Annotated in this window: 18 protein-coding genes and 1 pseudogene; 9 read left to right on the top strand and 10 right to left on the bottom strand. The window is 69.9% G+C overall.

All coding sequences use genetic code 11. The annotated features are described in order from the left end of the window. Positions 1 to 25: 25 nt before the first annotated feature. From OG205_RS11925 to OG205_RS11940, 4 genes are all read right to left on the bottom strand, one after another. Positions 26 to 3,115, bottom strand: coding sequence for an AfsR/SARP family transcriptional regulator (locus tag OG205_RS11925; RefSeq protein WP_330276277.1), 3,090 nt, complete (start codon positions 3,113 to 3,115; stop codon positions 26 to 28). A 340-nt stretch (positions 3,116 to 3,455) separates the two neighbouring features. Further along, positions 3,456 to 5,687, bottom strand: coding sequence for a molybdopterin-dependent oxidoreductase (locus tag OG205_RS11930; protein ID WP_330276278.1), 2,232 nt, complete (start codon positions 5,685 to 5,687; stop codon positions 3,456 to 3,458). Between the two features lie 11 nt (positions 5,688 to 5,698). Further along, positions 5,699 to 6,277, bottom strand: a complete 579-nt coding sequence (locus OG205_RS11935; RefSeq protein WP_330276279.1) for a TetR/AcrR family transcriptional regulator — start codon at positions 6,275 to 6,277, stop codon at positions 5,699 to 5,701. Positions 6,278 to 6,342: 65 nt separating this feature from the next. Further along, complete coding sequence (locus OG205_RS11940; RefSeq protein WP_330276280.1) at positions 6,343 to 7,173, bottom strand: aldo/keto reductase; 831 nt, start codon at positions 7,171 to 7,173, stop codon at positions 6,343 to 6,345. A 103-nt stretch (positions 7,174 to 7,276) separates the two neighbouring features. Here OG205_RS11940 and OG205_RS11945 point away from each other — a divergent pair, with 103 nt between their 5' ends. Further along, on the top strand, positions 7,277 to 8,182 hold the full coding sequence (locus tag OG205_RS11945; protein WP_330276281.1) for a LysR family transcriptional regulator: 906 nt from the start codon (positions 7,277 to 7,279) through the stop codon (positions 8,180 to 8,182). Between the two features lie 6 nt (positions 8,183 to 8,188). Here the strand turns inward: OG205_RS11945 and OG205_RS11950 are convergent, their stop codons facing one another. The 4 genes from OG205_RS11950 to OG205_RS11965 form a co-directional block, all read right to left on the bottom strand. Beyond that, positions 8,189 to 8,788: a hypothetical protein gene (locus OG205_RS11950; protein ID WP_330276282.1), complete on the bottom strand. Its 600-nt coding sequence runs from the start codon at positions 8,786 to 8,788 to the stop codon at positions 8,189 to 8,191. 68 nt (positions 8,789 to 8,856) lie between these two features. Beyond that, complete coding sequence (locus OG205_RS11955; RefSeq protein ID WP_330278147.1) at positions 8,857 to 10,287, bottom strand: alpha/beta fold hydrolase; 1,431 nt, start codon at positions 10,285 to 10,287, stop codon at positions 8,857 to 8,859. 32 nt (positions 10,288 to 10,319) lie between these two features. Next, on the bottom strand, positions 10,320 to 12,731 hold the full coding sequence (locus tag OG205_RS11960) for an ABC transporter permease (protein WP_330276283.1): 2,412 nt from the start codon (positions 12,729 to 12,731) through the stop codon (positions 10,320 to 10,322). Then, a complete protein-coding gene (locus OG205_RS11965) occupies positions 12,731 to 13,474 on the bottom strand; it encodes an ABC transporter ATP-binding protein (RefSeq protein ID WP_330276284.1) in 744 nt (247 codons plus the stop codon). The genes OG205_RS11960 and OG205_RS11965 overlap by 1 nt, the downstream gene beginning before the upstream one ends. Positions 13,475 to 13,623: 149 nt before the next feature. Between OG205_RS11965 and OG205_RS11970 the strand changes: the two genes are divergently transcribed. From OG205_RS11970 to OG205_RS11995, 6 genes and pseudogenes are all read left to right on the top strand, one after another. Beyond that, entirely contained in the window at positions 13,624 to 14,775 is a 1,152-nt protein-coding gene (locus OG205_RS11970) for a sensor histidine kinase (protein WP_330276285.1), read from the top strand. Then, the gene (locus OG205_RS11975; protein WP_330276286.1) at positions 14,772 to 15,437 is read left to right on the top strand and encodes a response regulator transcription factor; all 666 of its coding nucleotides are present in this window, start codon (positions 14,772 to 14,774) and stop codon (positions 15,435 to 15,437) included. The genes OG205_RS11970 and OG205_RS11975 overlap by 4 nt, the downstream gene beginning before the upstream one ends. Positions 15,438 to 15,572: 135 nt before the next feature. After that, positions 15,573 to 16,085, top strand: a pseudogene (locus tag OG205_RS11980) (ATP-binding cassette domain-containing protein); the annotation flags it as partial. Between the two features lie 227 nt (positions 16,086 to 16,312). Beyond that, positions 16,313 to 17,305: an ABC transporter permease subunit gene (locus OG205_RS11985; RefSeq protein ID WP_330276287.1), complete on the top strand. Its 993-nt coding sequence runs from the start codon at positions 16,313 to 16,315 to the stop codon at positions 17,303 to 17,305. A gap of 45 nt (positions 17,306 to 17,350) precedes the next feature. Next, a complete protein-coding gene (locus OG205_RS11990) occupies positions 17,351 to 17,749 on the top strand; it encodes a GntR family transcriptional regulator (RefSeq protein WP_330278149.1) in 399 nt (132 codons plus the stop codon). Further along, positions 17,746 to 18,612, top strand: a complete 867-nt coding sequence (locus OG205_RS11995; protein WP_330276288.1) for an ABC transporter ATP-binding protein — start codon at positions 17,746 to 17,748, stop codon at positions 18,610 to 18,612. The genes OG205_RS11990 and OG205_RS11995 overlap by 4 nt, the downstream gene beginning before the upstream one ends. 11 nt (positions 18,613 to 18,623) lie before the next feature. On the opposite strand, the gene OG205_RS12000 is transcribed toward OG205_RS11995, so the two are convergent. Next, on the bottom strand, positions 18,624 to 19,535 hold the full coding sequence (locus OG205_RS12000; RefSeq protein ID WP_330276289.1) for a LysR family transcriptional regulator: 912 nt from the start codon (positions 19,533 to 19,535) through the stop codon (positions 18,624 to 18,626). Positions 19,536 to 19,801: 266 nt separating this feature from the next. On the opposite strand from OG205_RS12000, the gene OG205_RS12005 reads away from it, so the two are divergent. Then, positions 19,802 to 20,908, top strand: coding sequence for a PrpF domain-containing protein (locus OG205_RS12005; protein WP_330276290.1), 1,107 nt, complete (start codon positions 19,802 to 19,804; stop codon positions 20,906 to 20,908). Between the two features lie 57 nt (positions 20,909 to 20,965). After that, positions 20,966 to 22,261: an SLC13 family permease gene (locus OG205_RS12010; protein ID WP_330276291.1), complete on the top strand. Its 1,296-nt coding sequence runs from the start codon at positions 20,966 to 20,968 to the stop codon at positions 22,259 to 22,261. 14 nt (positions 22,262 to 22,275) lie between these two features. On the opposite strand, the gene OG205_RS12015 is transcribed toward OG205_RS12010, so the two are convergent. Further along, entirely contained in the window at positions 22,276 to 23,310 is a 1,035-nt protein-coding gene (locus OG205_RS12015) for a zinc-dependent alcohol dehydrogenase family protein (RefSeq protein WP_330276292.1), read from the bottom strand. Positions 23,311 to 23,355: the final 45 nt, after the last annotated feature.

Genomic DNA, 23,355 nt, shown 5'->3' on the forward strand with positions numbered 1-23,355 from the left:
GGTGGGAACGACCGTCCGGCAGCCGTCAGACGCGCGCGCCCCGAGGAACGCCAAGGCTGTCGAACAGAGCGTCTGCCCGCTGCGCGAGCGAGCGGGCCCGCTCGTCCTCTCCCCGCCGGTCGCAGATCTCGGCCAGGCCGGCGAGTGCCCGTGCCTCCTCGATCCGGCACCCGATCCGCGTGGCGAGCGCGAGCGCACGCTCGTGCAGCGTCCACGCCTCGGCCAGTTCCGACTGAGCTCTGTGGAGACGGGCCGCCAGGTTGTCGATGACGATGCTCCGCAGCGGTGTCCACCGCACCTTCTGGTGGCCCAGTCCCAGCCCGAGCGCGGCGAACTGCCGTGCCTCGGCTGTGCGGCCCTGACGGTGGACGACCAGCGCTGAAAGGACGTACACGAGCGCGATGTCACCAGGGACGCCGGCGGTCAGGGTGAGATCGCGCGCGGTCGCGAGCAGTGCGTCCGCCTTGGCCACGTCGCCCATCGCGAGGCGGGTCATCGCGAGATAGGCGAGCGTGACGACCTCGTTCTCCTGTACGCCGAGTTCGCGGTTCAGCAGCAGGGCGCGCTCGCCGACGGCGATGGCCTCGGCGTAGTCACCGCGCTGCTCGTGCAGGGTGCCGAGGTTGACCAGCGACTCCGCCTCGGCGCGCCCGGCACCCAGCTCCCGCTTGATCCGGATGGCCTCCTCCAGCAACGTCTTCGCCTCGTCGTGCCGCCCGGACGTGAGCACGAGCAGGCCGAGCACCCCGGTGTCCTTGGCCATGCCCCTGCGGTCGTCGATCGCGTTCGCGACGGCCAGTGCCTCCGACACGGCCTCGATTCCCGCCTCCAGCCGGCCGAGCTTCCAGTTGGCCACCGCCAGGTTCGACAGGCTGAAGCGCACCAGTTCGGCGTCGCCGACCTTCCGCGAGGAGACGACGGCCAGCCGCGCCACTTCGGCGAACTCCTCGAACAGGCCGTCCGCGTCGAGCAGGAACACGACGTTGCGGGCCAGCCGGACGACCTGGCTGTCGAAGCCGCGCTCGTGTGCCAGCACGAGGGCCTCGCGCAAGGTGGCCTGCTCGCGGTACGTCCACTTGCGGGCGGCCTCGTCGGTCGACATCTGGGGAAGCTCGAACGTCTCGGCGATCGGCGTGCCGCGCAGCACCGCCCTGCCGGGGAACAACACGTCGCACGCCTGGTCGGTGGCCCGCACGTAGTACTCGAGCAGGCGGGCGAACGCGGCCCGCGTCTCCGCCAGCACCTCGTCCCCGCTCTCCGCGTGGGTGAGCTGGCGGACGAAGCTGCGCACCAGGTCGTGGAACGTGTAGCAGCCGATCTCGTGTTGCTTGAGCATGTGCGCGTCGAGCAGCACCTCCAGGACGGCCTCCGCGTTGAGCGCGGACATGCCCAGCAGCGCGGCCGACGAGAAGACGTCGACGTCACGACCTGGGCACACACCGAGCATGCGGAAAGCGGTGCGATGCCGTGAGGCGAGACCTTCGTAGGACATCCGCAGCGACAGGTCCACGCCGCGCTCGCCGGACTTGAGCTCGTCCAGGAGCCGGGACTCGTCGCTCATCCGGTCGACGAGATAGCTGATCGGCCATCGGGGCCGGTTGCCGAGTCGGCTGAGCGCGATCCGCAACGCGAGTGGCAGGTGCCCGCACAGCGCGACGAGCTCGGCCACCGCCCGGGGCTCGGCGGCTGCCCGGCGCCCGCCCAGCACCTGGGCGGCCATCGCCGCGCCGTCCTCGTTCGTCATCGTCCCCAGGGTCATCCAGTGCGCGCCGTCGAGGTCGATGAGCCGCGTCCGGCTGGTGACCAGCACCAGCGCCTGGCCGCTCTGCGGCAGCAGCGGCAGCACCTGGGCGACGTCGCAGACGTTGTCCAGCAGGACGAGCAGCCGGCTCTCCGTCGTCATCGTCCGCCAGAGAGCGATCCGCGCGTCGGCCTCGGAGGGCAGGGCGTCGGTCTCCACGCCGAGCATGCCCAGCAGCTTCTCCGCGGCGACCTGCGGCGGCACCGGCGTGCCACCGGCGGTGTAGCCGCAGAGGTCGAGCGCGAACTGCCCGTCCGGGTAGCTGTCGGCCATCAGGTACGCGAAGCGCACGGCCAGCGACGTCTTGCCCACGCCGCCCATTCCGTCGATCGCGACGACCTGCGGTCCCTGGCCCGCCGGTTCGCTGAGAATGCCCTGCAACTCGGTGAGTTCGGGTTCGCGGCCGATGAAGTCCGTGAGGTCGTAGGGCAACGAGCGCAGCGCCGGCCTCTGCACGGCCTTGGCGACGGGGAGAACCGGGCTGTCGGCCACCGCCGCCTCGATCTGCACCGGGGCACCGAGCGCAGGGTCGTCGCGGAGGATTCGCTCGTACAGCGCGGAGAGCTCACGGCTGGGGTCGATCCCGAGTTCCTCCGCCAGCAGCCGGCTGAGCTGCTGGTACTCGTTGAGCGCATGTGCCTGCCGTCCGCAGCGGTACAGGGCCAGCATCAGCTGGGAGCGAAGCTTCTCCCGCAACGGGTTGGCCCCGACGTGTTCGCGGAGCTCACTCACGAGTTCCCGGGAGTCACCGCGCGCCAGGCGCAGGTCGGTGAGCTGCTCGACCGCGTCGAGGTAGCGTTCGCGCAGCGCGACCTCCGCGGTCTGGATGGCCTGGCCGCCGCTGCCCGCGAGCACCTCTCCCCGCCGCAGGGCCACCGCCGCCCGCAGGTGCGCCGCCGCTTCCTCCCAGCTCTGCCGGGAGGTCGCCCTTCCCGCCTTCTCCAGCAGGTCCAGGAAGACCTTGAGATCCAGCTGCTCGACCGGCAGCTCGACCCGGTAGCCCGGTCCCTCGGTGAGGATCATCTCCCCGCCGGAGGGGATCAGCTGACGCAGCCGCGCGACCGCCTTGCGCACCTGGTGGGTCGCGGTGGCGGGCGGTTCCTCGTCCCACACGAAGTCGACCAGCTGCGAGACCGACATGACCTGCCCCACGTCGAGCAGCAGGGCGACCATGACACGTTCCTGGACAGGCCCGCCGAGATGGATCCGGCGGTTGCCGGCCCAGCACTCCAGCGAACCGAGCAGGTTGATCCTCAGGCCCTGCTCACCCGCCGGTGGCGAGATCGACGACGGACCTTTCGACGTGCGGGTCACATCGTCACCTCACTCAGATCGGACTCCTGCAGCCAGGCGCGTTTCAATCAGAGAACCGCAATTCGAGGCCGATCGGGTTGCACCACCAACGAAGCTACTACGAGACACGTTACAGATCGGCAACCAATACGAACACACTTCTCCGCACGGCAACGCCCGGCCCCGCAGTCTCCCCAATTCACCACATGCCATCTCACCAGGCAAAAGTGGCCCATCTAATTCGGCGTACGGCCAGAGACTGGCCAATTGCCAGTCCTGCCTTCACGAGGAAATCCTGGGAGTGTTTCTAATAAACAGAGCCAGCCGGAGAACTAGGGAAATCACTTGTGTGAATGTGCTGCTACGGCCCGAGCGGTTCGATTCGGGCGGGCACGTGCTTGTGCCACGGTGTGCCGGCCCACTCGTCGCGGTCTTCCGCGGCGGTGAGTTCGTTGGGAGCGACGCCCGTGCGTTCCTTCACCGTGAGCCCGAGGCCGTTGGGAAGCGAGATGTGCCCAGAGCGCATGGTGTCCGTGGCGTCCACGGACACCTCCGCGCTGCCACGCCGGGTCGTGAGCCTGACCCGGTCGCCTGTCGTGACACCGAGCCGCGTCGCGTCGGTGACGCTCATGCGCAGGCGGCCGTCCGCGTCGCGCCGTCGCCAGCTGGGGTCGCGCATGATCGTGTTGGCGGTGAAGGCGCGCCGTTCTCCCGCGGACAGCACGAACGGCCACTCCGGATCCTGCCGTGGGACGGGCCTTTCGCCCAGCGCGGCCACCGCGGCGAGCAGTTCCGGCACGGCGAGGGTGATTCGCCGACCGCGCAGGCGTCGCCACGAGGCGTCGTGTTCGTCGTCGGTGATGTGCACGCCGTGCGAGCCGTTGACGATCGCCTCGAAGAGCCGCTCCCCCGCCTCGAGCCCGGACCCGTGGCCCGCTTTCTCGACTCCGGCCGGGTTCTTGCGGGCGCACTCGTGCGCGGCCATCCACAGCACCGCGGCCGCCGACGCGTCGTGCGGCAGCGTCGGGCCGAGCGTGCGGTAGAGCAGGACGGACGCGAGCCGCCGCTTCGCCGGATCCGCGAGGACGCCGAGGAACGCCTGCGCGAACTCGGCGCGTCCAGCGTGCGCGGCCGCGCGCAGCGGCGCGTAGTCGTCTTCGGTGAGCGCGCCGGACGCCTCGACCAGACGGGCGTGGATCTCCGGCTCGGGCAGCACGCCCTGCGGAGCGGGCACGACGGGGTGCCGCAGGTGGAAGATGTTGCGGGGGAAGTCGAAGTTGAAGAACGTGGCCTCGAACTTCTCGAACTGCGTCGGCGCCGGCAACACGTAGTCGGCCAGGCGCGCGGTCTCGGTCATCGCGACGTCGATGACGACCACGAGTTCCAGCGCGGCGAGCGCCTCCCGCATCCGGGCGGAGTCGGCGAGGGAGTGCGCGGGGTTCGCGCTCTCGACCAGCATCGCCCGGTAGCGGGCCGGGTGGTCGGTGAGGATCTCCTCCGCGATGACGTTGCACGGCACGAGGCCGCTGATGATCCGTGCGCCCGCGACGGGGCTGCGCGGGCCCTCGTCGCCGGCGTGCCCGCGATCACGGCCGATCGGCACCAGGCTGGAGGGCACGTACTGGGCGCCCTGCTTGCCGAAGTTGCCGGTGAGCAGCCAGACCAGCTTCTCGACGTAGCTCACGAGCGTGGAGTCGCGGTTCATCTGGACACCGAGGTCCTCGAACACGGCCACGGAGTCCGCGGCGGCGATCCGGGCCGCGACCGCCCGCACCAGCGTCTCCTCGACGTCGGCGACGGCGCAGTAGTCGCCGACGGGCACCTGCCGCAGGACGGCGGTGACGGCGTCGAGGCCGTCCGCGTGCTCGGCGAGCCAGTCGGCGGCGATCAGGTCCTCCTGCACGAGCACGGCGGCCAGCGCCGTCAGCAGGTAGAGATCGGTGCCGGGCCTGACCTGGAGGTGGAAGTCGGCCAGTTCCGCCGTCTCGGTCCGCACGGGGTCGATCACGATCATCGACCGGGCCGGGTCCTTGGCGATGTCCTTGAGCACCGAACGAGCACGCGGGAAGCCGTGCGACTGATAGGGGTTCTTGCCGACGAACAGCGCGACCTCGCAGTGCTCGAAGTCCGCGCGGGTCATGTTGCCGAGCATGCGGGCGCTGACCCAGAACTCGCCGGTCTTCTCCTGCGCGAGCGCGGACGAGCGGTAGCGGCCGCCGAACGCGGCCATCGTGGCGGGCGAGTACGCGCCGCCGAGGTGGTTGCCCTGCCCGCCGCCACCGTAGTAGAAGATCGTCTCCCCGCCGAAGGTGTCGCGGACCTCGCCCAGGCGCGCCGCGATCTCGCTGACCGCGGTGTCCCAGTCGATCTCCTCGAAGGTGCCGTCCGGCCGGCGGCGCAGCGGGTGCGTGATCCGGCCCGTGTCGCCGTTCTGGTGCAGGCCGAGGCGCAGCGCCTTGTTGCAGGTGTAGCCAGCCGACGCGGGGTGGAGCTTGTCGCCGCGGATCTTGTCGAACGACTTGCCGTCGTCACCGACGAGGATCTCGATCCCGCAGTTGCACTCGCAGAGGATGCAGGCGCTGGGTTTCCACATGGGCCAGGCTCCTAGTCTCGTGGCTCGAGCAGGGGTGCGATCTCGGCGAGCACGTCGTCGAGCGGGCCCAGGTCACGGTGAGCGCGGCAGAGGATGATCGCTCCCTCGATCGCGGACACGACCAACGTCGCCAGCCGCTGCGCGCGCTGCTCCGTGAAACCGTTGGCGGCCAACGTCTTCGTGAGGCTGGTCTGCCAACTGGTGAAGATCTCCCGCACCACGTCACCGGCATCGGGGACGAGACCACGGCCGTCCATGGCCATCGCGGCGACGGGACAGCCCGCCCGGTAGTCGGTCTTGACCAGGGCCCGCTTCCAGAAGGCGACGAGCCGGTCCACCATCTGCCGGACGTCGCCGCCGGCCGCCGACTCGCTGACCATGGCGGCGATGTAGTCCCCGGCCTGACGGACCGCGCCCAGGACCATCTCGTTGCGGCCACCGGGAAAGTGGTGGTAGACGGAGCCCCGCGGCGCACCGCTGTGCGCCAGCACAGCGTCCACCGTCACGCCGGCCGCGCCGCGTTCCCGCAGCAACAGCACCGCGCTGTCCAGCATGCGCTGCTTGGTGCCCCGCCTGCCCTGCTCGCTCATCGCGCCGTCCCTGATTCGGGAGTATGGCAGAGACCATAGTCCGTGGGACCGTCCGCAGCTACCCGTTACGCCGGAACCACGTCACTCCGCGCCTGCCCGAGCCGATCGAAGTCCTCGTCGGGCAGCTCGACGTTCACCGCACCGGCGTTCTCCTCGAGGTGGCGCAGGGAGGACGTGCCGGGGATGGGAAGCATGACCTTCGACCGGCGCAGCAACCACGCCAGTGCGACCTGTGCCGGGGTGACGCCGAGCCGGCGCGCCACCTCGACCACCGGCGAGTCCGGCCGCACGCTCGGCGCGATCGGCAGCCAGGGCAGAAACGCGATGTCGTGCCGCTCGCAGTGCTCCAGCACGTTCTCCGAGCGCCGGTCGTCGAGGTTGTACCGGTTCTGCACGCTCACGATCGGCGTGATCCGCCCGGCTTCGACGATCTGCTCGACGGAGACCTCGGACAGCCCGACGTGCCGCACCTTTCCCTCGTCCTGCAACTGCCGCAACGCGCCGATCTGGTCGGCCAGCGGGACCGCGGGGTCGATCCGGTGGAGCTGGAACAGGTCGATGCGCTCGACCCGCAGCCGCCGCAGGCTCAGTTCGGCCTGCTGGCGCAGGTATTCCGGGCGACCGAGCGGGATCCACTCGTCGCCGGGGTGGCACTGACCGGCCTTGGTCGCCACCACGACGCCGTCGGGATAAGGGTGCAGGGCCTCGGCCAGCAGCTCCTCGTTGCGGCCCAGGTCGTAGGAGTCGGCCGTGTCGATGAAGGTGACGCCGAGCTCGACCGCGCGGCGTGCCAGGGCGTGTGCGGCGGCCGGGTCGTTCTCGGGCATCCGCATGGCGCCGAAACCCAGACGGTGGACCGGAAGGTCGCCGCCGAGGACCAGAAGCTGATGTTGCACGAAGTCTCCTCACGAAGGTCGGTTCAGGCGGCACCGACACTGCCGCCCCACCGTCGCTAAGACAATCGAAACATTCTTCTGATGACCGCGTAGCATCGCTAATGTGTTGAACCTGGAACGGCTGCGGATCCTCCACGCGGTGTCCACGACGGGCTCGGTCCGCGGCGCCGCGGAGGCACTGCACGTGACCACCTCGGCGGTGTCGCAGCAACTGTCCAGGCTGGAGCGCGAGATCGGCCAGCCCCTGCTGGAGAAGCAAGGCCGAGGCGTCCGGCTCACCGACGCCGGCGACCTGCTGGCCGACCACGCGGGCAGACTGCTGCGACAGGTCGAACTGGTCGAGACCGACCTCGCCGGCCACCGCGGCGCTGTGGCCGGAACACTCACGGTGGCCGCGTTCGCCACGGCCGCCCGCGGCCTGCTGCCGACGGTGCTGCACACGTTGCGGCAGCGGCACCCGAACCTGTCCGCGCGGCTCGCGGAGCTGGAACCCGACGAGTCGATCGCAAAACTGCGCCACGCCGACGTCGACATCGCGGTGGTGCAGGACTGGCCGGAAGAGCCACTCACGGTGCCCGACGGAATCTCATCAGCCCCACTGCTGGAGGACGTTCTCGACGTGGCCCTGCCCGCCCACCATCCGTTGGCCGACCGGGCCACCGTCACCCTGGACGAACTGAGCGGCGAGGACTGGGTGGGCTGGCCCAGCGACGAGATCTGCCACGGCTGGCTCGAGAACACCCTGCGCCGCAACGGAATCCAGCGCCAAGTCAGGCACACCGCCTCCGAACACTCGACCCAGCTGGCGTTGGTGACAGCAGGGCTCGGCGCCGCGATCATCCCCCGGCTGGGCCGCGGTGCCACACCGGAAGGTGTCCGGTTCGTGCCGCTGCTACCGGCACCTCGACGGCGGGTGTTCGCCTTGTGGCGCAACAGCACCACGAACCGCCCCGCGTGCCGGGCGGCGCTTCGCGCACTGCAGGACGCCGCACAGCAGTGCGACACCTGACCAGCGTCAAATCCCGTAACTGAAGTGCAGCAGGCCGACGAGTTCTTCGGCCTCGTCCACGAGTTCGATGCACGAAATGCCGCTGGCGCTGTCGTAGGACGGGAACAGCATCACGTTCAACCCGGTCTCCGGGTCGACGACCTCGCTGGGCCACGGACCCTTCCGGTGCACGCTCCCGGTCGACAGCACCGCCTCCTTGAGGCGAGCGAAAGTCTCCCCCGTGATGAACGCGATGGCCTTCCCACTGGCCAGGCAGGTGTAGTTCTCGATGGTCATGAGACCCGCCTGGTCGTGCCGCCAGGTGGCCTCGGCGAGCTTCTCCGGTCCGGCCAGCGCGATGAAGACCACGCGCACGTCGTACCGCGTCCGTTCGGGGTCATCGCCGTAGCCGTCGATCCCGATGAACACCGGGTAGGTCCCGGGCGGCACGTCGTAGCTGTCCTCGCCGAAGGGCGTGTCGTCCGGCGTGGACCAGACGACCGGCCCGTCCACCACCAGATCACCCGCGCGCTCGATCCACTGGGGCAACGCACCGCACGGTGAGTTGGCGTCCGCCCAAGCCCAGTTCCGCTTGATGAGCTCCGGCACGAAAACGTCCATGTCCATGGGGAACCTTTGCACAGCCGCGAATCGTGCGAGCAGGTCGATGCCCACACGTCCCGCACTGGGGCGAGCTACAACTTGGGCCCCGGAACCGGTGCCCCCGCGCAGCTGCCTGTCGACGTGCGGCCGGTGTCGAAGAACGTCACCGCGGCCTCGGCGCAGGGCAGGTCCTGCAGCGAGCCGTGGGCGTCGTCCTGGATCGTCATCACGTCGCCGCCGATGCGACCGCGCATCTCCAGGGCCCAGCCGATCGGCGTCACCGGCTCGTACAGGTGCGCGACGAGCTGCACAGGGCTCTTGCCTGCCTTGAGGTCCCACGGCCTTCCCTCCGTCGGCCAGCCGACGCAGCGCTGTTCGTAGATCCCGAACCGGCCTGCAACCGGGAAGCGTTCGGCGCGCGACTCGTGGTGGCGCCACACGGTTTCGAAGTCGCGCGCGCTGGGTGAGTCGTTGCACAGCAACGCGGTCTGCGGGAACGGGTCGTAGCGGTGGACGTCCGCGTCCCAGCCGAGGCCGCCCTGTCGTTTCGGTGCCGCTGCCGGTCCGTTGTCCTTGATGGCCTTGAGCTGTGCGGCGAGGCCCGCCCATTCCTTGCGGGGGTTGGCGTACATCATGTTCACGGTGTCGCCGTCGACGACGCTGCCGTCGGGCATGGTGCGCGGGCGGGCGGTCAGCTCGGCCCGCAGGTCCAGCAGTGCCTGTGCGACAACGGTCTGGGTCGCGCCGAGGTGGTAGACGGCGTCGTAGCGGGCGATCCAGGCGGCGAACTCGTGGAACGTGTTCTCCCCCGCGTTGGCCTGAGCGTCGTCCATCGTCTTCATGTCGAGCTCCGGTGGCACGACGGAGTCGAGCAGCATCCGGTCCACGCGGTCGTCGAACAGGGTGCGGTACATCGCGCCGAGCCCTGTGCCCCAGGAGATTCCGTAGTAGCCGATCTTCGTCTCGCCGAGTGCCTCGCGGATGACGTCCATGTCGCGGGCGACGTTCTGGGTCGTCATGGAGCGGGCGAGGTCCGGGTCGCGGTCGAAGCACTCGCGGTTGCGCCTGGCGTCGCGTTCGGCGACGAACCGGGCACGTTCCTTCGGGGACAGCGACGGGTCCGGCTGCGCGTCGTCGGGTTCGCACGGAACGGCTGTGCTGTAGCCGATGCCGCGCGGGTCGAAGCCGACGAGGTCGTGATGGACGGTGAGCCCGGCGGCCTTGCTCGCGGCAAGATGATGCGGCATCGTCACGCCCTGCTGGCCGGGGCCGCCGGGGTTCACCAGGATCGCGCCGGTCCTGTCGCCGGTGGCCTTGAGCCTGCTGACCGCGATCTCGATCTGCCGGCCGCCGGGGTTCGCGTGGTCGAGCGGTACCCGGACCATCGCGCATTCGGTGCGCCGGTCATCCGGATTCCACCCGGCGGCCACCGCCGAGCACGGTTTCCAGTCAGGCTGCTCCGCGGCGGAAGCGACGCCACCGGTGCAGAGCACGGAGCCCATCAGCACGACCACGGACAGCATGGGACGCAACGGTTCTCTCCTCAGGTTGGCAGTCACTCGGTGTCCGTCTTGATCGCCGTCAGGATCGGGATCCGCACGGCGCGGCGGGCCGGGACGAAGGCCGCGGCGACACCGATCGCCACGGTGATCGCCATGAACACGGCCAGCCGGTCCCACGGGAGAACGGGGGTGGTGTTCGCCTGCCCGCTCACCGTCATCGCCCCGATCACGCAGCCCGACACGACGCCGGCCAGCGCACCGATCACCGCGATGATCACCGACTCGATCCGCAGCACGGCGCCCACCTGGGACCGGCCGAGCCCGACCACGCGCAGCAGCCCGATCTCGCGGATGCGTTCCATCGTGGACATCGTCATGGTGTTGACCACGGACATCGCGCCGATCAGCACCGAGACGCTCAGCATCGCGTAGAGGAGGTTGAGGTACAGGTCGAACTGCGCGGCCTGCGACTCGATGTACTCGTCACGCGTCTGCACCACGAGGACCGGGTTGTCCAGCGCGCCGCGGATGTCGTCGCGCACCTTCTCCGCCGATCCGACGGCCTTGATCAGCACCTCGCGGTTCCAGAGCTCCTCCGCGGGGATGTTCGCCGTGTCGACGAGGGCATCGGCGCCGAACTCCTCGGGTGCGTCGAAGGTGGCCACGACCGTGAGCGGCTTCTCCTTGCCCACCTTCGAACCCACCGTCCAGCCGTGTGCCGCCGCGACTCCGCTTTGGACCGCGATGCCCGTGCCGAGCTGGTCCAGCGAGCCCGAGCGAATCGTCAGCGGCACGAGCGCGCTGATCGACCCGGCGTTCACCCCGGTCACCTGCAGAGTGCCCTTTTCCAGCGGCAGCAACGCCTGCCGCAGCGGCGTGACGTGCTCGACACCGGACACCTTCGCGATCTCGTCGGCCGTGCTCGGGCTGATGTCCGCGAACGGGAGCGCCTCCACGCGGATGTCCGCGTGGTTCCACGACTTCGCGGTCTCCTCGCTCTTCGCCGAGATCGACGCGATCGGCACGGTGACGGCGGCGCAGACCGACAGTCCGATCATGAGCGCGCTCGCCGTCGCACCCGTGCGACGCGGATTGCGGCGCGTGTTCTCCACGGCGAGGGTGCCGGTGAGGCCGGCGAACCGGGTCAACGGACCGCGCAGCACGGAGGTCAGCCCCGTGGCGAGCAACGGCGTGAGGATGATCAGGCCTATCAGCATGGTCGGCGCGCCGAGGTAGATCATGGTCTGCTCACCTCGCCCGAGCACGACCATCAGGGTGCCGGCGGCGGTGACCACGAAGCCCGTGATGTTCCTGCGGCGCAACGACTTGCCCGTCGGGGGCAGGCCGGTGCGCAGTGCCGCGATCGGCGGGATCGCGGCGGCCCGGCGCGCCGGGAGGTAGGCGGCCAGCAGGGTCACGCCGAGTCCGACGCCGAACGCCGCGAGCACGGTGGCCGGGGTCAACGGCCGCAACGGCACCGGCGCGCCCTCGAAGACGGCGAACTCCGACTTCAGCACCGCCGCGCCGCCCACACCCAGCAGGTAGCCGACCACGGTCGCGGCGACGCCCAGCAGCGTCGCCTCGGTGAGGACCATGCGCAACACGTACCGCCGCCCGGCGCCGATCGCCCGCAGCAGCGCGTGTTCGCGCGCCCTGGCGGCGGCGAGCATCGTGAAGGTGTTGGCCACCAGGAACGCCGACGAGAACAGCGCCACGCCCGCGAAGATCAGCAGGATCATGGTCAGCTTGTCGTTGTCGCTCGCCTCGAGCCTGGTCAGCTCGTCAGCCGTGGACGCGCGGAGTTCGGGCAGCGCCGTCTCCACCGCCGTGGCCAGCGCTCCCGGACCGGTGCCGGGCGCCGCGGTGAGCAGAACCGAGGTGTAGCCGCCGGAACCAGGGGCGAACTGCTCGCGCGCCGTGGCGTCGGCGAACGCGACGAGCGTGCCGCCCTGCACGATCCTGGTGTTCTCGTAGTCGAACACACCCGTCAGCCGGACATCGCGCGCCGTGCCCACCACGACGACACGCATCTTGTCGCCGACCTGGTAGCCGGTGCGTTGGGCGGCCCACTTGTCGAGCGCGACCTCGTCCGGTCCGGACGGAGCCACGCCGTTGGTCAGCTTGTGGCGCTGCGGGTCGAAGTTGACCCCGCCATCGGATCCCGGTGTGCCGACGAGCTTCCCGTCCTTGCCGACCAGGAACGCCGGGCCTTCCGCGACCGGACGCAGGCCACCGGCCCCGGCCACGCCGCGCAGCCGTTCGACCGTCGCGGCGGACATGGCCTTGTTGTCCCGTTGCTCGACCTGGACGTCGAAGTCCTTGGGCGCGCCTTCCACGGCCGCGCGCACGGTGTCGCCGTAGACCAGCGACCCGGTGACGAACGCGACGCCGAACACGATCGCGATCGCCGGCAGGAGGAAGCGCACGCGGTTGTCCGAAATGGACCGCCATGCCACGCGGATCATCAGCGCACCGCCTGGCCGTCGAAGCGGCGCATCCGGTCCAGCACCAGATCCGGCGTGGGACCGGCCATCTCGTCGACGATCCGGCCGTCGGCGAGGAACAGCACGCGGTCCGCGTAACCTGCGGCGATCGGGTCGTGCGTGACCATCAGCACCGTCTGCCCCCACTCCTTCGCGCACCGGCGCAGCAGCCCCAGGATCTGCGCGCCGCTGCGGGAGTCGAGGTTGCCGGTCGGTTCGTCGGCCACCACGATCTCCGGCCGCGACACGAGCGCCCGCGCGCACGCCACGCGCTGCTGCTGACCACCGGACAGCTCGGAGGGACGGTGCCCGAGCCGGTCACCCAGCCCGACCGCGTCGACCACCCGCCGCGTCCAGTCCTGGTCCGGCTTCGTCCCGGCCAGCGTCAACGGCAGGACGATGTTCTCCCAGGCCGTCAGCGTCGGCAGCAGGTTGAACGACTGGAAGACGAACCCGATCCTGTCCCGCCGCAGCCGCGTCAGCTCGGCCTCCTTCAGCGAGCCGAGGTCGGCGCCACCGACCCACGCCTTGCCCGAGGTCGGCGTGTCGAGACCGGCCAGGCAGTGCATCAGGGTGGACTTGCCCGAGCCGGAAGGCCCCATCACCGCGGTGAACTCGCCGCGCCGGAACTCCGCCGAGACCTCGGCCAGCGCCGTCACCGCGGCCTGCCCGGACCCGTACACCTTGCCCAGCCGGTCGGCCACCGCCACCGTTCGCTGATCCATCTGGCACCGTTCTCGTCGACTTCGGGGAACGGACCCCAGCCTGCTGACGGACGACGCCGCGCGGATCCATCGCACTGCTGAGTGATCTCGGGGCGACTCCACCAAAAGGTTGAGGACGCTCGCCACGGCTCTGACCTACCGTCGCCGGTATGACAGGCATCCTGACGCGGCTCACCTGGTGGCAGCGCGGCGTCTTCTGGCTGATCGTCGCGGCCGGAGGCGCCGTGCTGGTCGTCGAGGCGTTCAGCTCACCGAGCGTGTACGGCGCCCTGGGCGTGACGGTCTGCGGGATCCTGCCCTCGGCGGCGTTGTTCACGCGCGACCTCTCGGCACGCGCCGTGGCGGGCATCGGAACGTTGTCGATCGCCTTCACCATCGTGTGCGCGACCGTGCTGCCCGGTCACCTCGACAACACGTTCGGGTTCTTCGAGCTCATCGGGCTCGCCTGCCTCTGCGTCCGGACCCTGCTGGTGTTCCCGGCCTGGCGCGCGGCGGGGCTGTGCGGGCTGCTGAGTCTCGCCGCGACCACGCTGCCGTTGCGCCTGGCGGACCTGGACACCGTCCTCACCCCCGCTATGGCCTTCTTCATCGCCGTGGTGCTCGCGTTCGTCCTGCTGCTCGGCCTGTTCATGCGCCTGTACGACCGCACCCGCACCGACTCGTTCCAGCTGTCCCGGCAGGCGCAACGGCTGGAGTACGCCCGCGACCTGCACGACTTCGTGGCCCATCACGTGACCGCGATCGTCGTGCAGACCCAGGCGGTCCGCTTCGCCACGGGCAGCGGGCAACTGCCGGACCCCGCGGTGCTGGACAAGATGCTCGACGGCATCGAACGGGCGGGCTCGCAGGCGTTGACGTCGATGCGGACCATGGTCGACGTCCTGCGCGACGACAACGCCCCGCTGCACCCCCATCAGGCGATCACCCTGATGATGAACGACCTCGCGTCCAGCTTCACCGGTGCGCCGGTCAGCACGAACATCGACCCGGCGATCGCCTCACTCGACCTGCCTGCCTCCACTGTGGACGCTGCCCGGCACGTGGTGCAGGAGGCGCTCACCAACGTGCTGAGGCACGCCACGCGCGTCAGCCAGGTGATGATCAGCGCCCGCGCCAGGGGCCAGGAGGTGGAGATCAGCGTCAGCAACGACGGCCAGGCAGGCGACAACGGCCTGCCCAGGGGCGGCTTCGGCCTGGTAGGCCTGTCCGAACGGGTGGAGTCGGCCGGAGGCAGCCTCACCGCGGGCCCGACGGGTCGTGGTTGGGCAGTGACAGCACTTCTGCCATCCTCCACCGCATGACAATCCGTGTGCTGATCGCCGACGACCAGGAGATGATCCGCTCGGCGTTCGGGATGATCCTCGGCACACAGCCCGACATGGAGGTCGTGGCGAGCGTCGCGGACGGCGAGAGCGCGGTCGAGCAGGCCCGCCGGCTGCGCCCCGACGTCTGCCTGCTCGACATCCGGATGCCCGCACTCGACGGCCTGGAGGCGACGCGGCTGCTCGCAGGCCCCGGTGTGGACACACCCCTCAACGTGCTCATCGCGACCACGTTCGACCTCGACGAGTACGTGTACCGCGCACTGCGGAACGGCGCGTGCGGGTTCCTGCTCAAGGACATGTCGCCGGCGCTGCTGATCGAGGCGGTCCGCGCCGCCTCCACCGGCACCAGCCTCATCTCCCCCGCCGTGACGGTGCGGCTGCTGTCGAAGCTGGCGCCGGCGCGGCAGCCCGGTGACTCCACTGTGGACAGACCACTGCCGGAACCGCTGACCGACCGCGAACTGGACGTCGTGAAGCTCGTCGCGAACGGCCACACGAACGACGAGATCGGCGCCAAGCTGTACGTCTCCGTCGCCACCGTGAAGACGCACCTGGCGAACGCGCAACGCAAGCTCGCCGTCCGCAACCGCGTCGAGATAGCGGCCTGGGCGTGGCGCACCGGCGTCGTCTCCGGCTGAACGGAACAGCGTCCTCCGGACCGGCCATCTCCGGCGAAGGTTGCCTCGGCGAGGCAGATCTCACGGTTCACTACTTCACTAGTGAAAGGTGTTACCTTGGCGTCAGCCGATGACGGAAAGGAGACGGCCGTGAACATGCGAGATCAGCCGGAACAGGTACTTCCGGTCTTCACCCAGGGTGTGGGCAAGCGGTACCGCAGGGGCTGGGCGCTGCGGGAGACATCGCTGGTGATCCCCCAGAACCGGGTCGTGGCCCTCGTCGGCCCGAACGGCGCGGGCAAGAGCACGCTGATGGGACTCATCACCGGCCTGCTGCGCCCGACGACAGGTTCGATCACCGTGTTCGGTGACCGCCCGACGGGCAAGGGCCTGCACTCGGCGGTGTCCTACCTGGCCCAGCAGAAGCCGCTCTACCACCAGTTCACCGTGGCGGAGACGCTGACGTACGGGGCGCGGACCAACCCGACCTGGGACCAGGACTACGCGGAGTACCTGATCGAGCAGGCGGCGGTGCCGATGACCGCGAAGGTCGGCACCCTGTCCGGCGGGCAGCGCACCCGTGTGGCCCTGGCCCTGGCGCTGGGCAAGCGGCCGAGACTGCTGCTGCTCGACGAACCGCTGGCCGACCTGGACCCGCTGGCCCGCGAGAACGTGCTGCGCGCACTGATCACCGAAGCGAGAACCCAAGGCATCACAGTGGTGTTGTCGTCGCACGTGCTGGCCGAACTCGAAGGCGTGTGCGACCACCTCGTCCTGCTCCACAAAGGACGGATCCTGCTGGCAGGCGACGTCAGCCGGCTCGGCGCGGGCGGCACTCCGCTCGGTCAACTGGCACTCGACCACATGCGCGCGGCGGCGGCGCAGGAGGAAGCGGCATGATCTGGGCTTCGTGGCGGCAGCAGCGCCTGCAACTGATCACCCTGCTGGGCATGCTCGTCATCGGCGCGGGTGCCATCGTCCTGCTGTGGTCGAACATGGTCGACGACATCACCTCGTCGCAGCTCACCGCGTGCGTGACGCAGTCCCTCCAGGAGTGTTCCGCGCCGGACGGGGCTGAGAAGGCCTTCCGGGAGGCGTGGGGAGACCGGTTCGACATGGGGCGGTTCGTGATCACCGGCCTGCCGGCCCTGATCGGTGTCTTCATCGGAGCGCCCCTGTTCGCCAAGGAACTGGAGCAGGGTACTCATGTACTGGCCTTCACCCAGTCGGCGAGTCGCACCCGGTGGATGTTCAGCAAGCTGGTGGTCGCGCTGCTGCCCGCGTTGATCGTGCTGATCACGCTGCAGTACCTGGTCTCCGGATGGCTGGCCGCGGCCGGCACGCTGGGGCCGCTGATGAACGGTCCGTTCAACGCGTTGAACTTCGGCATCGCGCACGTCTCGCCCGTGGGCTACACGCTGTTCGCGTTCGTGCTCGGGACCTTCCTCGGGGTGCTGACCCGCCGCACCCTGGCAGCGATGACCGCGACGCTCGGCGCGTTCATCGTCGTGCGCCTCGCCCTGTCCGGTCTGGTGGACCGCCTGGTTCCCCCGCAGCGACTGGAGGTCGCGTCCGGCGCGACCCTGGAGGTGGACACGAACAGCAACCTGGTGATCGAGAACGGCTATCTCGACACAGCTGGACGACCGGTACCCGAGGACAAGGTCTCGACCCTGACCCAGGCCTGCAAGTCGACGCCGGGCGGGACGCCGAACACGCAGGAGGGATTCCTGGCGTGCCTGCCGCAGTCCGGTCTCGCCAAGCGGTACGCGGTCTTCATCCCGGAGAGCCAGGCGTGGCAGGTGCACCTGGTCGACGTGGCGATCTTCGGCGGGCTCGCGGTCCTGCTGCTGGTGGGCACCACCTGGGCGCTGCGGCGCCAGAGCTGAGTGTGGTGGAGACCCTGAGCTGCGGGAGCACCTATGCTGACCGATGTGATCGAGTTCCGGATCGACCGGCGCTCCGGGGTCTCCACCTACATGCAGATCGTCCATCAGGTCAAACACGCCATGCGACTGGGACTGCTGACCCCCGGCGACCGGCTGCCCTCAGCGCGCGAGGTGGTGGAGGCGACCGCCGTCAACCCCAACACCGTGCTCAAGGCGTACCGCGAACTGGAACGCGACGGGCTGGTGCAGGGCCGCCGCGGCCTCGGCACGTTCGTGACGAAGTCACTGTCCTCCGAGGCCACCTCCGGTGACGACGCCCCGTTGCGGCAGGAACTGACCGGCTGGATGGGCCACGCACGGGAAGACGGCCTCGGGGTCGAGGACGTCGACGCCCTGTACTTCGCGGTCCGCGACGAGCACTACCCCGCTGAGGAACGATCATGACCCCGTTGACCGCCACGGCCCTGGGCAAGCGATACCGCGACAACTGGGCCGTCCGCGACTGCAGTTTCACCATCCCCGAGGGCAAGGTCGTCGCCCTGGTCGGACCCAATGGCGCCGGCAAGAGCACCCTGTTGCGCATCGCCGCGGGCCTCGTCCGCCCGACCACCGGTGAGCTGAGGGCGTTCGGCACCCCGTTGCGGGGCCGCATCCACCCGGACGTCTCGTTCCTGGCGCAGAACAGGCCGCTCTACCGCGATCTCACGGTGCGCGAACTGATCCGGGTCTGCGCGGCCATGAACGATCGCTGGTCCGCCGAGCGGGTCGACGAGGTTCTGGGGCTGCTGGGTGGCGTCGACCAGGAGGCGAAGGTGCGCACCCTGTCCGCGGGCACCCGGACCCAGGTGGCCATCGCGATGGCGCTGGGACGGCTCCCGCGGCTGCTGCTCCTGGACGAACCTCTGTCCGACCTGGATCCGCTGGCACGCGACGAGACACTGCGGATCATCATGACCGAGGTGGCCGAACGCGGCACCACGGTGGTGATGTCCTCCCATCTGCTCACGGACCTGCGCGAGGTGTGCGACCACCTCCTGCTGATCGACGACGGCCGGGTGCAGGTCGACGGCGACATCGAGGAAGTCCTGGCAGAGCACAGGTTCCTGGCCGGACCGGCCGCGGACGAGGCCAGTGTGGACGGAACGCTGGTGAGCGCGACCCGCACCCAGCGCCAGTCCATCCTGCTGCTGCGCGACCCGAAACCGGCCCCGGAAGGCTGGTCCGCCACGGAACCCGATCTGGAGTCCCTGGTCATGGGCTATCTGCGCGCGTCGCGCGACCGGCGGTCGTCGGCTCGACGCGGATAGCTCCGTGAAGGTCAGGGCTTGGTCTGGTACTCGCGGGCGACGTCGACCAGCAGTTGGTGCATGGCGAGTTCGGCGGGTGCGCGAAGCCGGTCCTGGCGGTGCGCCAGCAAAACGCGCCTGGCCGGCACGTCGCTGCCGAGGGCGAGGACGCGGACGTCCGGGTGCGGGTTGCGCACCGCCGTCCTCGGCGCGAGCGCGACGCCGAGTCCGACGCTGACCATGGCCTGCGCCTCCTGGTAGTCGTTGGCCTCGAACGCGATCTTCGGGGTGAAGCCGGCCGCGCGGCAGCTGCGTTCGAGCACCTCGGCCACCGGGTGGTCGTGGGCGCGGACGATCCAGTCCTCGCCGGCGAGTTCGGACATGGTGGTGAACCGCTTGCGGGCGAGGCGGTGGTCGGCGGCGACGATGAGCACGGTCGGATCGTCGAGCAGCGGCGTCAGGGAGATGTCGTCCACGTCGACCCGGTTCCACGCGTAGTCCCACAGGAGCGCGATGCCGACCGTGCCGTTCTCCAGCAGTTCGACGAGCTCGTCGAACCGGGTGCTGCGCACGTCCAGGCGGAGGTCGGGGTACTGACGGCGGAACCGGCTGACGACCAGCGGGAGCAGGGCGCTGGCGACGGTCGGGAACACCCCGACCGCGATGGTGCCGCGGCGCAGTCCCGCGAGTTCGGCGAGATCGGCCTCGGCGGCGCTGAGCCTGCGCAGGACGTGGCGGGCGTGGCCGGCCAGCACGGCTCCCGCCTCGGTGGGGCGCACACCCCTGGCCTGCCGGTGCAGCAGGGGTTGACCGGCCTCCACCTCGAGCCGGCGCAGCTGCTGCGACACCGCGGACGGGGTGTAGCCGAGCTGTTCCGCGGCGGCGGTCATCGAACCGGTGTCCACCACGGCCGCGAGCAGCGCCAGGCGTCGGACGTCCAGCATGAGCGCTCCTCGTGCGAAGAAGTTGATGCGGCGAGTTCACTGCTTGATGACTTCCATGCAGTCTAGCTTCAAGCTTCCGACCGACTTCCAGCAGTGATTTTGCTTGTCCGACGTCCGAATAGGCGGCCAATTGGGCCGCTTGAGCCTGAAGCATTGCTCCACGGGTGTTCAGATTCTCGTGATTGTGTTCACTCTCGGCGCGAGTCACGGTAGCCGTCATTCCCCGGCTGTTACGGCGGTGTTGCGACCGCCGCGAAGGAGTGACTGTGCGAGAGATCCCGGCGACGTGGATGCGCGGCGGCACCAGCAAGTGCTGGGTGTTCGAGCGCGACGTCCTCACGGTGCCCGGCCGCAGCGTCGACGAGGTGCTGCTGCGCCTGTACGGAAGCCCTGACCCGCGCCAGGTCGACGGTGTCGGCGGGGCGACCTCCACCACCAGCAAGGCCGTCGTGCTCACCAGGAGCGACCGGCCTGGCATCGACGTCGAGTACACGTTCGCCCAGATCGGCATCGCCGACGGGCGGGTGGACTGGACGAGCAACTGCGGCAACTGCTCTGCCGTCGTCGGGCCCTACGCGCTGCGGCGCGGCTGGGTGGCGCCCACCGGCGAGGTGACCACGGTGCGGATCAACAACACCAACACCGGCCAGTTGATCGTCGTCGACGTGCCGACGCCCTCGGGCCGGGTGACCGAACAGGGTGGAGACCACATTCCCGGGGTGGCGCAGCCCGGGCTCGGGGTGCACCTGTGGTTCGTCGATCCGGCCGGCCGGACGACCGGGGCGTTGCTGCCCACGGGCAACGCCGTCGACGTGGTGGACGGGGTCCGCGCCACGCTGCTCGACGCCGGCGCTCCCGTCGTCCTCGTCCCCGCCGCCGACGTCGGCGCGGACGGTGAGGCATCCCCTGCCGCACTCGACGCCCAGGAAGACCTGCTGGCCCGGCTCGACCGCATCCGTCGCGTCGCGGCGGTCCGCATGGGCCTCGCCGCAGGCCCCGCGGACGCCGCCAGGGCCATTCCCAAGATCGCCCTGGTGAGCCCTGGCCGGCCAGGGCGTTCGGACGTGACCGTGCGGATGTTGTCCATGGGACGGACGCATCCCGCGCTGGCCATCACCGGAAGCGTCGCACTCACCGCCGCCGCGCACACGCCGGGTACGGTCCTGTCCGACTTCACCACCGGCGAGCGGGAGGTGCTGCGCCTGGACACTCCGGCCGGAGTCGTGACCACCCGCGCGGGCACTCGCGACGGACTGCTCGCGATCGGCGTCACCCGGACCGCACGTCGTATCGGAGACGCGACCCTCGCCCTCCCCGACGACGAGCCGTCGGCGCCCCAGCCCACGACACTGGCCGCCTCGTCGGCCGCCTGACCGCACCGTCCCCGCCCGGACGGAAGCGTCAGGGCCGTACGACCGAAGAGGACAATGATGTCATCACAGCTGATCGCGATCCTGGTTCTGGGCGGCATGTTCGTCATCGCCACGATGCTGCCCATCAACATCGGGATCCTCGCGCTCGTCTCGTCGTTCGTGGTCGGCACGTTCGTGTTCGGCCTGGAGGACAAAGAGATCTTCGAGGGATTCCCCGTCTCGCTGTTCGTCACCGTCGTCGGCGTCACCTACCTGTTCTCCGTCGCCAAGCTCAACGGCACCATCGATCTGTTGGTGCAGGGCGGAATCCGGCTCGTGCGAGGCCGCGCGATCCTCGTGCCGTGGGTGCTGTTCCTCGTCGCGGCCACGTTGACCGCGCTGGGCACCTTCACCCCCGCGGCCGTCGCGCTCCTGGTGCCGATCGGGATGAGCTTCGCCTTCACCTACCGCATCAGCCCGCTGATGATCGGCATGATGGTGATCTGCGGCGCCCACGCCGGGGCGTTCTCCCCGATGGCGGTGTCCGGCGCGCTCGTGTACGGCATCGTGGCCAAGTCCGGCCTGACGATCTCCCACGCCACGTTGTTCTTCGCGAGCCTCGGCTTCAACCTGCTGCTCGCCGCCGTCACCTACGTGATGCTCCGCCGGCGCGGCGAGGAGAGCTTCGACGAGCACCCGGACAGCGACGCACCTGCCGGAGGAAGTGCCCCGGCCGGTGGTGGTGTCGCCACCGAGGTCAGGCCGAAGACGACCGCGGTCACCTGGCACCAGCGGGCAACGCTCGTGGCACTGGTCGGGCTCGTGGTCGGCGCCCTCGCCTTCCACCTGCAGATCGGGTTCCTCGCCCTGGCCGCGGGTGTCGTGCTCGCGCTGCTCGACCGCGCGAACCTCGGCAAGGCCGTCGACGGCATCAGCTGGCCCACCATCCTCCTGGTCGCCGGCATGGTCACCTACGTGGGAGTGCTGGAGCACTCCGGCACCATCGACTGGGTCGCGCACGGCGCGGTCGGCCTCGGAGCCCCGTTGCTCGTGGCACTCGTGCTGTGCGTCATCGTCGGCGTCACCTCGGCGTTCGCCTCGTCCACGGCCATTCTCACCGCGACCATCCCGATGGCGATCCCGTTGCTGCTCACCGGATCGCTCCCGGTCGCGGGCGTCGTCGCCGCGATGGCCATCTCCACCACGATCGTGGACGTCTCACCGTTCTCCACCAACGGCGCGCTGGTCCTCGCCAACGCCCGCGGCGTCGACCGGAACCGCTTCTACCGGCAGGTCATCTCCTACACCTGCGTCATCGTCGCCCTCGGGCCGGTCGCGGCGTGGGCTGCGCTCGTCCTGCCGGGCTCGTTCTGATCAACGGACGGCGGTCATGGCTGGATGAGGACCTTCAGCGCGGTGCGGTCGGCCATCGCCTGGTAGCCGGAGGCGACGTCGTCGAGCGCGACGGTGCGGTCGAAGACGCGGCCTGGGTCGACACTGCCGTCGAGGATGTCGGGCAGCAGCTCCTCGATGTAGGCGCGGGCGGGCGCGACTCCGCCGGTGAGGGTGATGTTGCGGAAGAACACGCCGAAGTCGGCGGGCACGTCCGGGTACTGCGGCACGCCGACGCGGCTGACGGTGCCTCCGTTGCGGACGATGCCGAACGCGGTCTCGATCGCAGGCCTGAGACCCACGCACTCCAGCACGACGTGGGTGCCGTCGCCGCCGGTGAGCTCCCGGACTCGCTCGACGCCTTCGTCGCCACGCTCGGAGACGACGTCCGTGGCGCCGAAGTCGCGGCCGAGGTCGGTGCGGTCGGCGTGGCGTCCCATGAGGATGATCCGCTCCGCGCCCAGCCGCTTGGCGGCCAGCACCGCGGACAGTCCGACAGCACCGTCGCCGATCACCGTGACAGTCGTGCGGGCGTTCACGCCGGCGGTGACGGCGCAGTGGTGGCCGGTGGGGAACACGTCCGACAACGTCAGCAGCGAGGGCAGCAGAGCGGAGTCCTCGCCGACCGGCAGCTTGACCAGCGTGCCCGCTGCCTGCGGCACCCGCACGGCCTCGCCCTGGCCGCCGTCCACACCCGGCGCGCCCCACCCGCCACCGTGCCGGCAGGAGGTCTGAAGGCCTTCCTGGCAGAAGTCGCAGGTGTTGTCCGCCCACACGAACGGCGCCACCACCACGTCGCCCGCCTTCAGGCCGGTGACGTCGGAGCCGGTCTCCTCGACGACGCCGAGGAACTCGTGGCCGATCCGGTCGCCGTGGTCCTGTGCTGGTTTCGCCTGGTACGGCCACAGGTCACTGCCGCACACGCACGACCGGAGCACGCGCACGATCGCGTCGGTCGGTTCGTGCAGTTTCGGGTCCGGCACGGTCTCCACTCGCACGTCACCGGCACCGTAGATCAACGTCGCCTTCATGAGCCTCTTCCTGTCGTGGTCGGCCGCTCTGGAGCGGCTTCCCTG

It is taken from the genome of Lentzea sp. NBC_00516, assembly GCF_036346835.1.
Taxonomy (GTDB): Bacteria; Actinomycetota; Actinomycetes; order Mycobacteriales; family Pseudonocardiaceae; genus Lentzea; species Lentzea sokolovensis.

Bases quoted from the DNA above. Each gene is read 5' to 3' on its own strand.
- OG205_RS11930 (WP_330276278.1), bottom strand. From the start codon at position 5,687: ATGTGGAAACCCAGCGCCTGCATCCTCTGCGAGTGCAACTGCGGGATC.
- OG205_RS11935 (WP_330276279.1), bottom strand. From the start codon at position 6,277: ATGAGCGAGCAGGGCAGGCGGGGCACCAAGCAGCGCATGCTGGACAGC.
- OG205_RS11950 (WP_330276282.1), bottom strand. From the start codon at position 8,788: ATGGACATGGACGTTTTCGTGCCGGAGCTCATCAAGCGGAACTGGGCT.
- OG205_RS11955 (WP_330278147.1), bottom strand. From the start codon at position 10,287: ATGCTGTCCGTGGTCGTGCTGATGGGCTCCGTGCTCTGCACCGGTGGC.
- OG205_RS11960 (WP_330276283.1), bottom strand. From the start codon at position 12,731: ATGATCCGCGTGGCATGGCGGTCCATTTCGGACAACCGCGTGCGCTTC.
- OG205_RS11965 (WP_330276284.1), bottom strand. From the start codon at position 13,474: ATGGATCAGCGAACGGTGGCGGTGGCCGACCGGCTGGGCAAGGTGTAC.
- OG205_RS11970 (WP_330276285.1), top strand. From the start codon at position 13,624: ATGACAGGCATCCTGACGCGGCTCACCTGGTGGCAGCGCGGCGTCTTC.
- OG205_RS11975 (WP_330276286.1), top strand. From the start codon at position 14,772: ATGACAATCCGTGTGCTGATCGCCGACGACCAGGAGATGATCCGCTCG.
- OG205_RS11985 (WP_330276287.1), top strand. From the start codon at position 16,313: ATGATCTGGGCTTCGTGGCGGCAGCAGCGCCTGCAACTGATCACCCTG.
- OG205_RS11995 (WP_330276288.1), top strand. From the start codon at position 17,746: ATGACCCCGTTGACCGCCACGGCCCTGGGCAAGCGATACCGCGACAAC.
- OG205_RS12000 (WP_330276289.1), bottom strand. From the start codon at position 19,535: ATGCTGGACGTCCGACGCCTGGCGCTGCTCGCGGCCGTGGTGGACACC.
- OG205_RS12010 (WP_330276291.1), top strand. From the start codon at position 20,966: ATGTCATCACAGCTGATCGCGATCCTGGTTCTGGGCGGCATGTTCGTC.
- OG205_RS12015 (WP_330276292.1), bottom strand. From the start codon at position 23,310: ATGAAGGCGACGTTGATCTACGGTGCCGGTGACGTGCGAGTGGAGACC.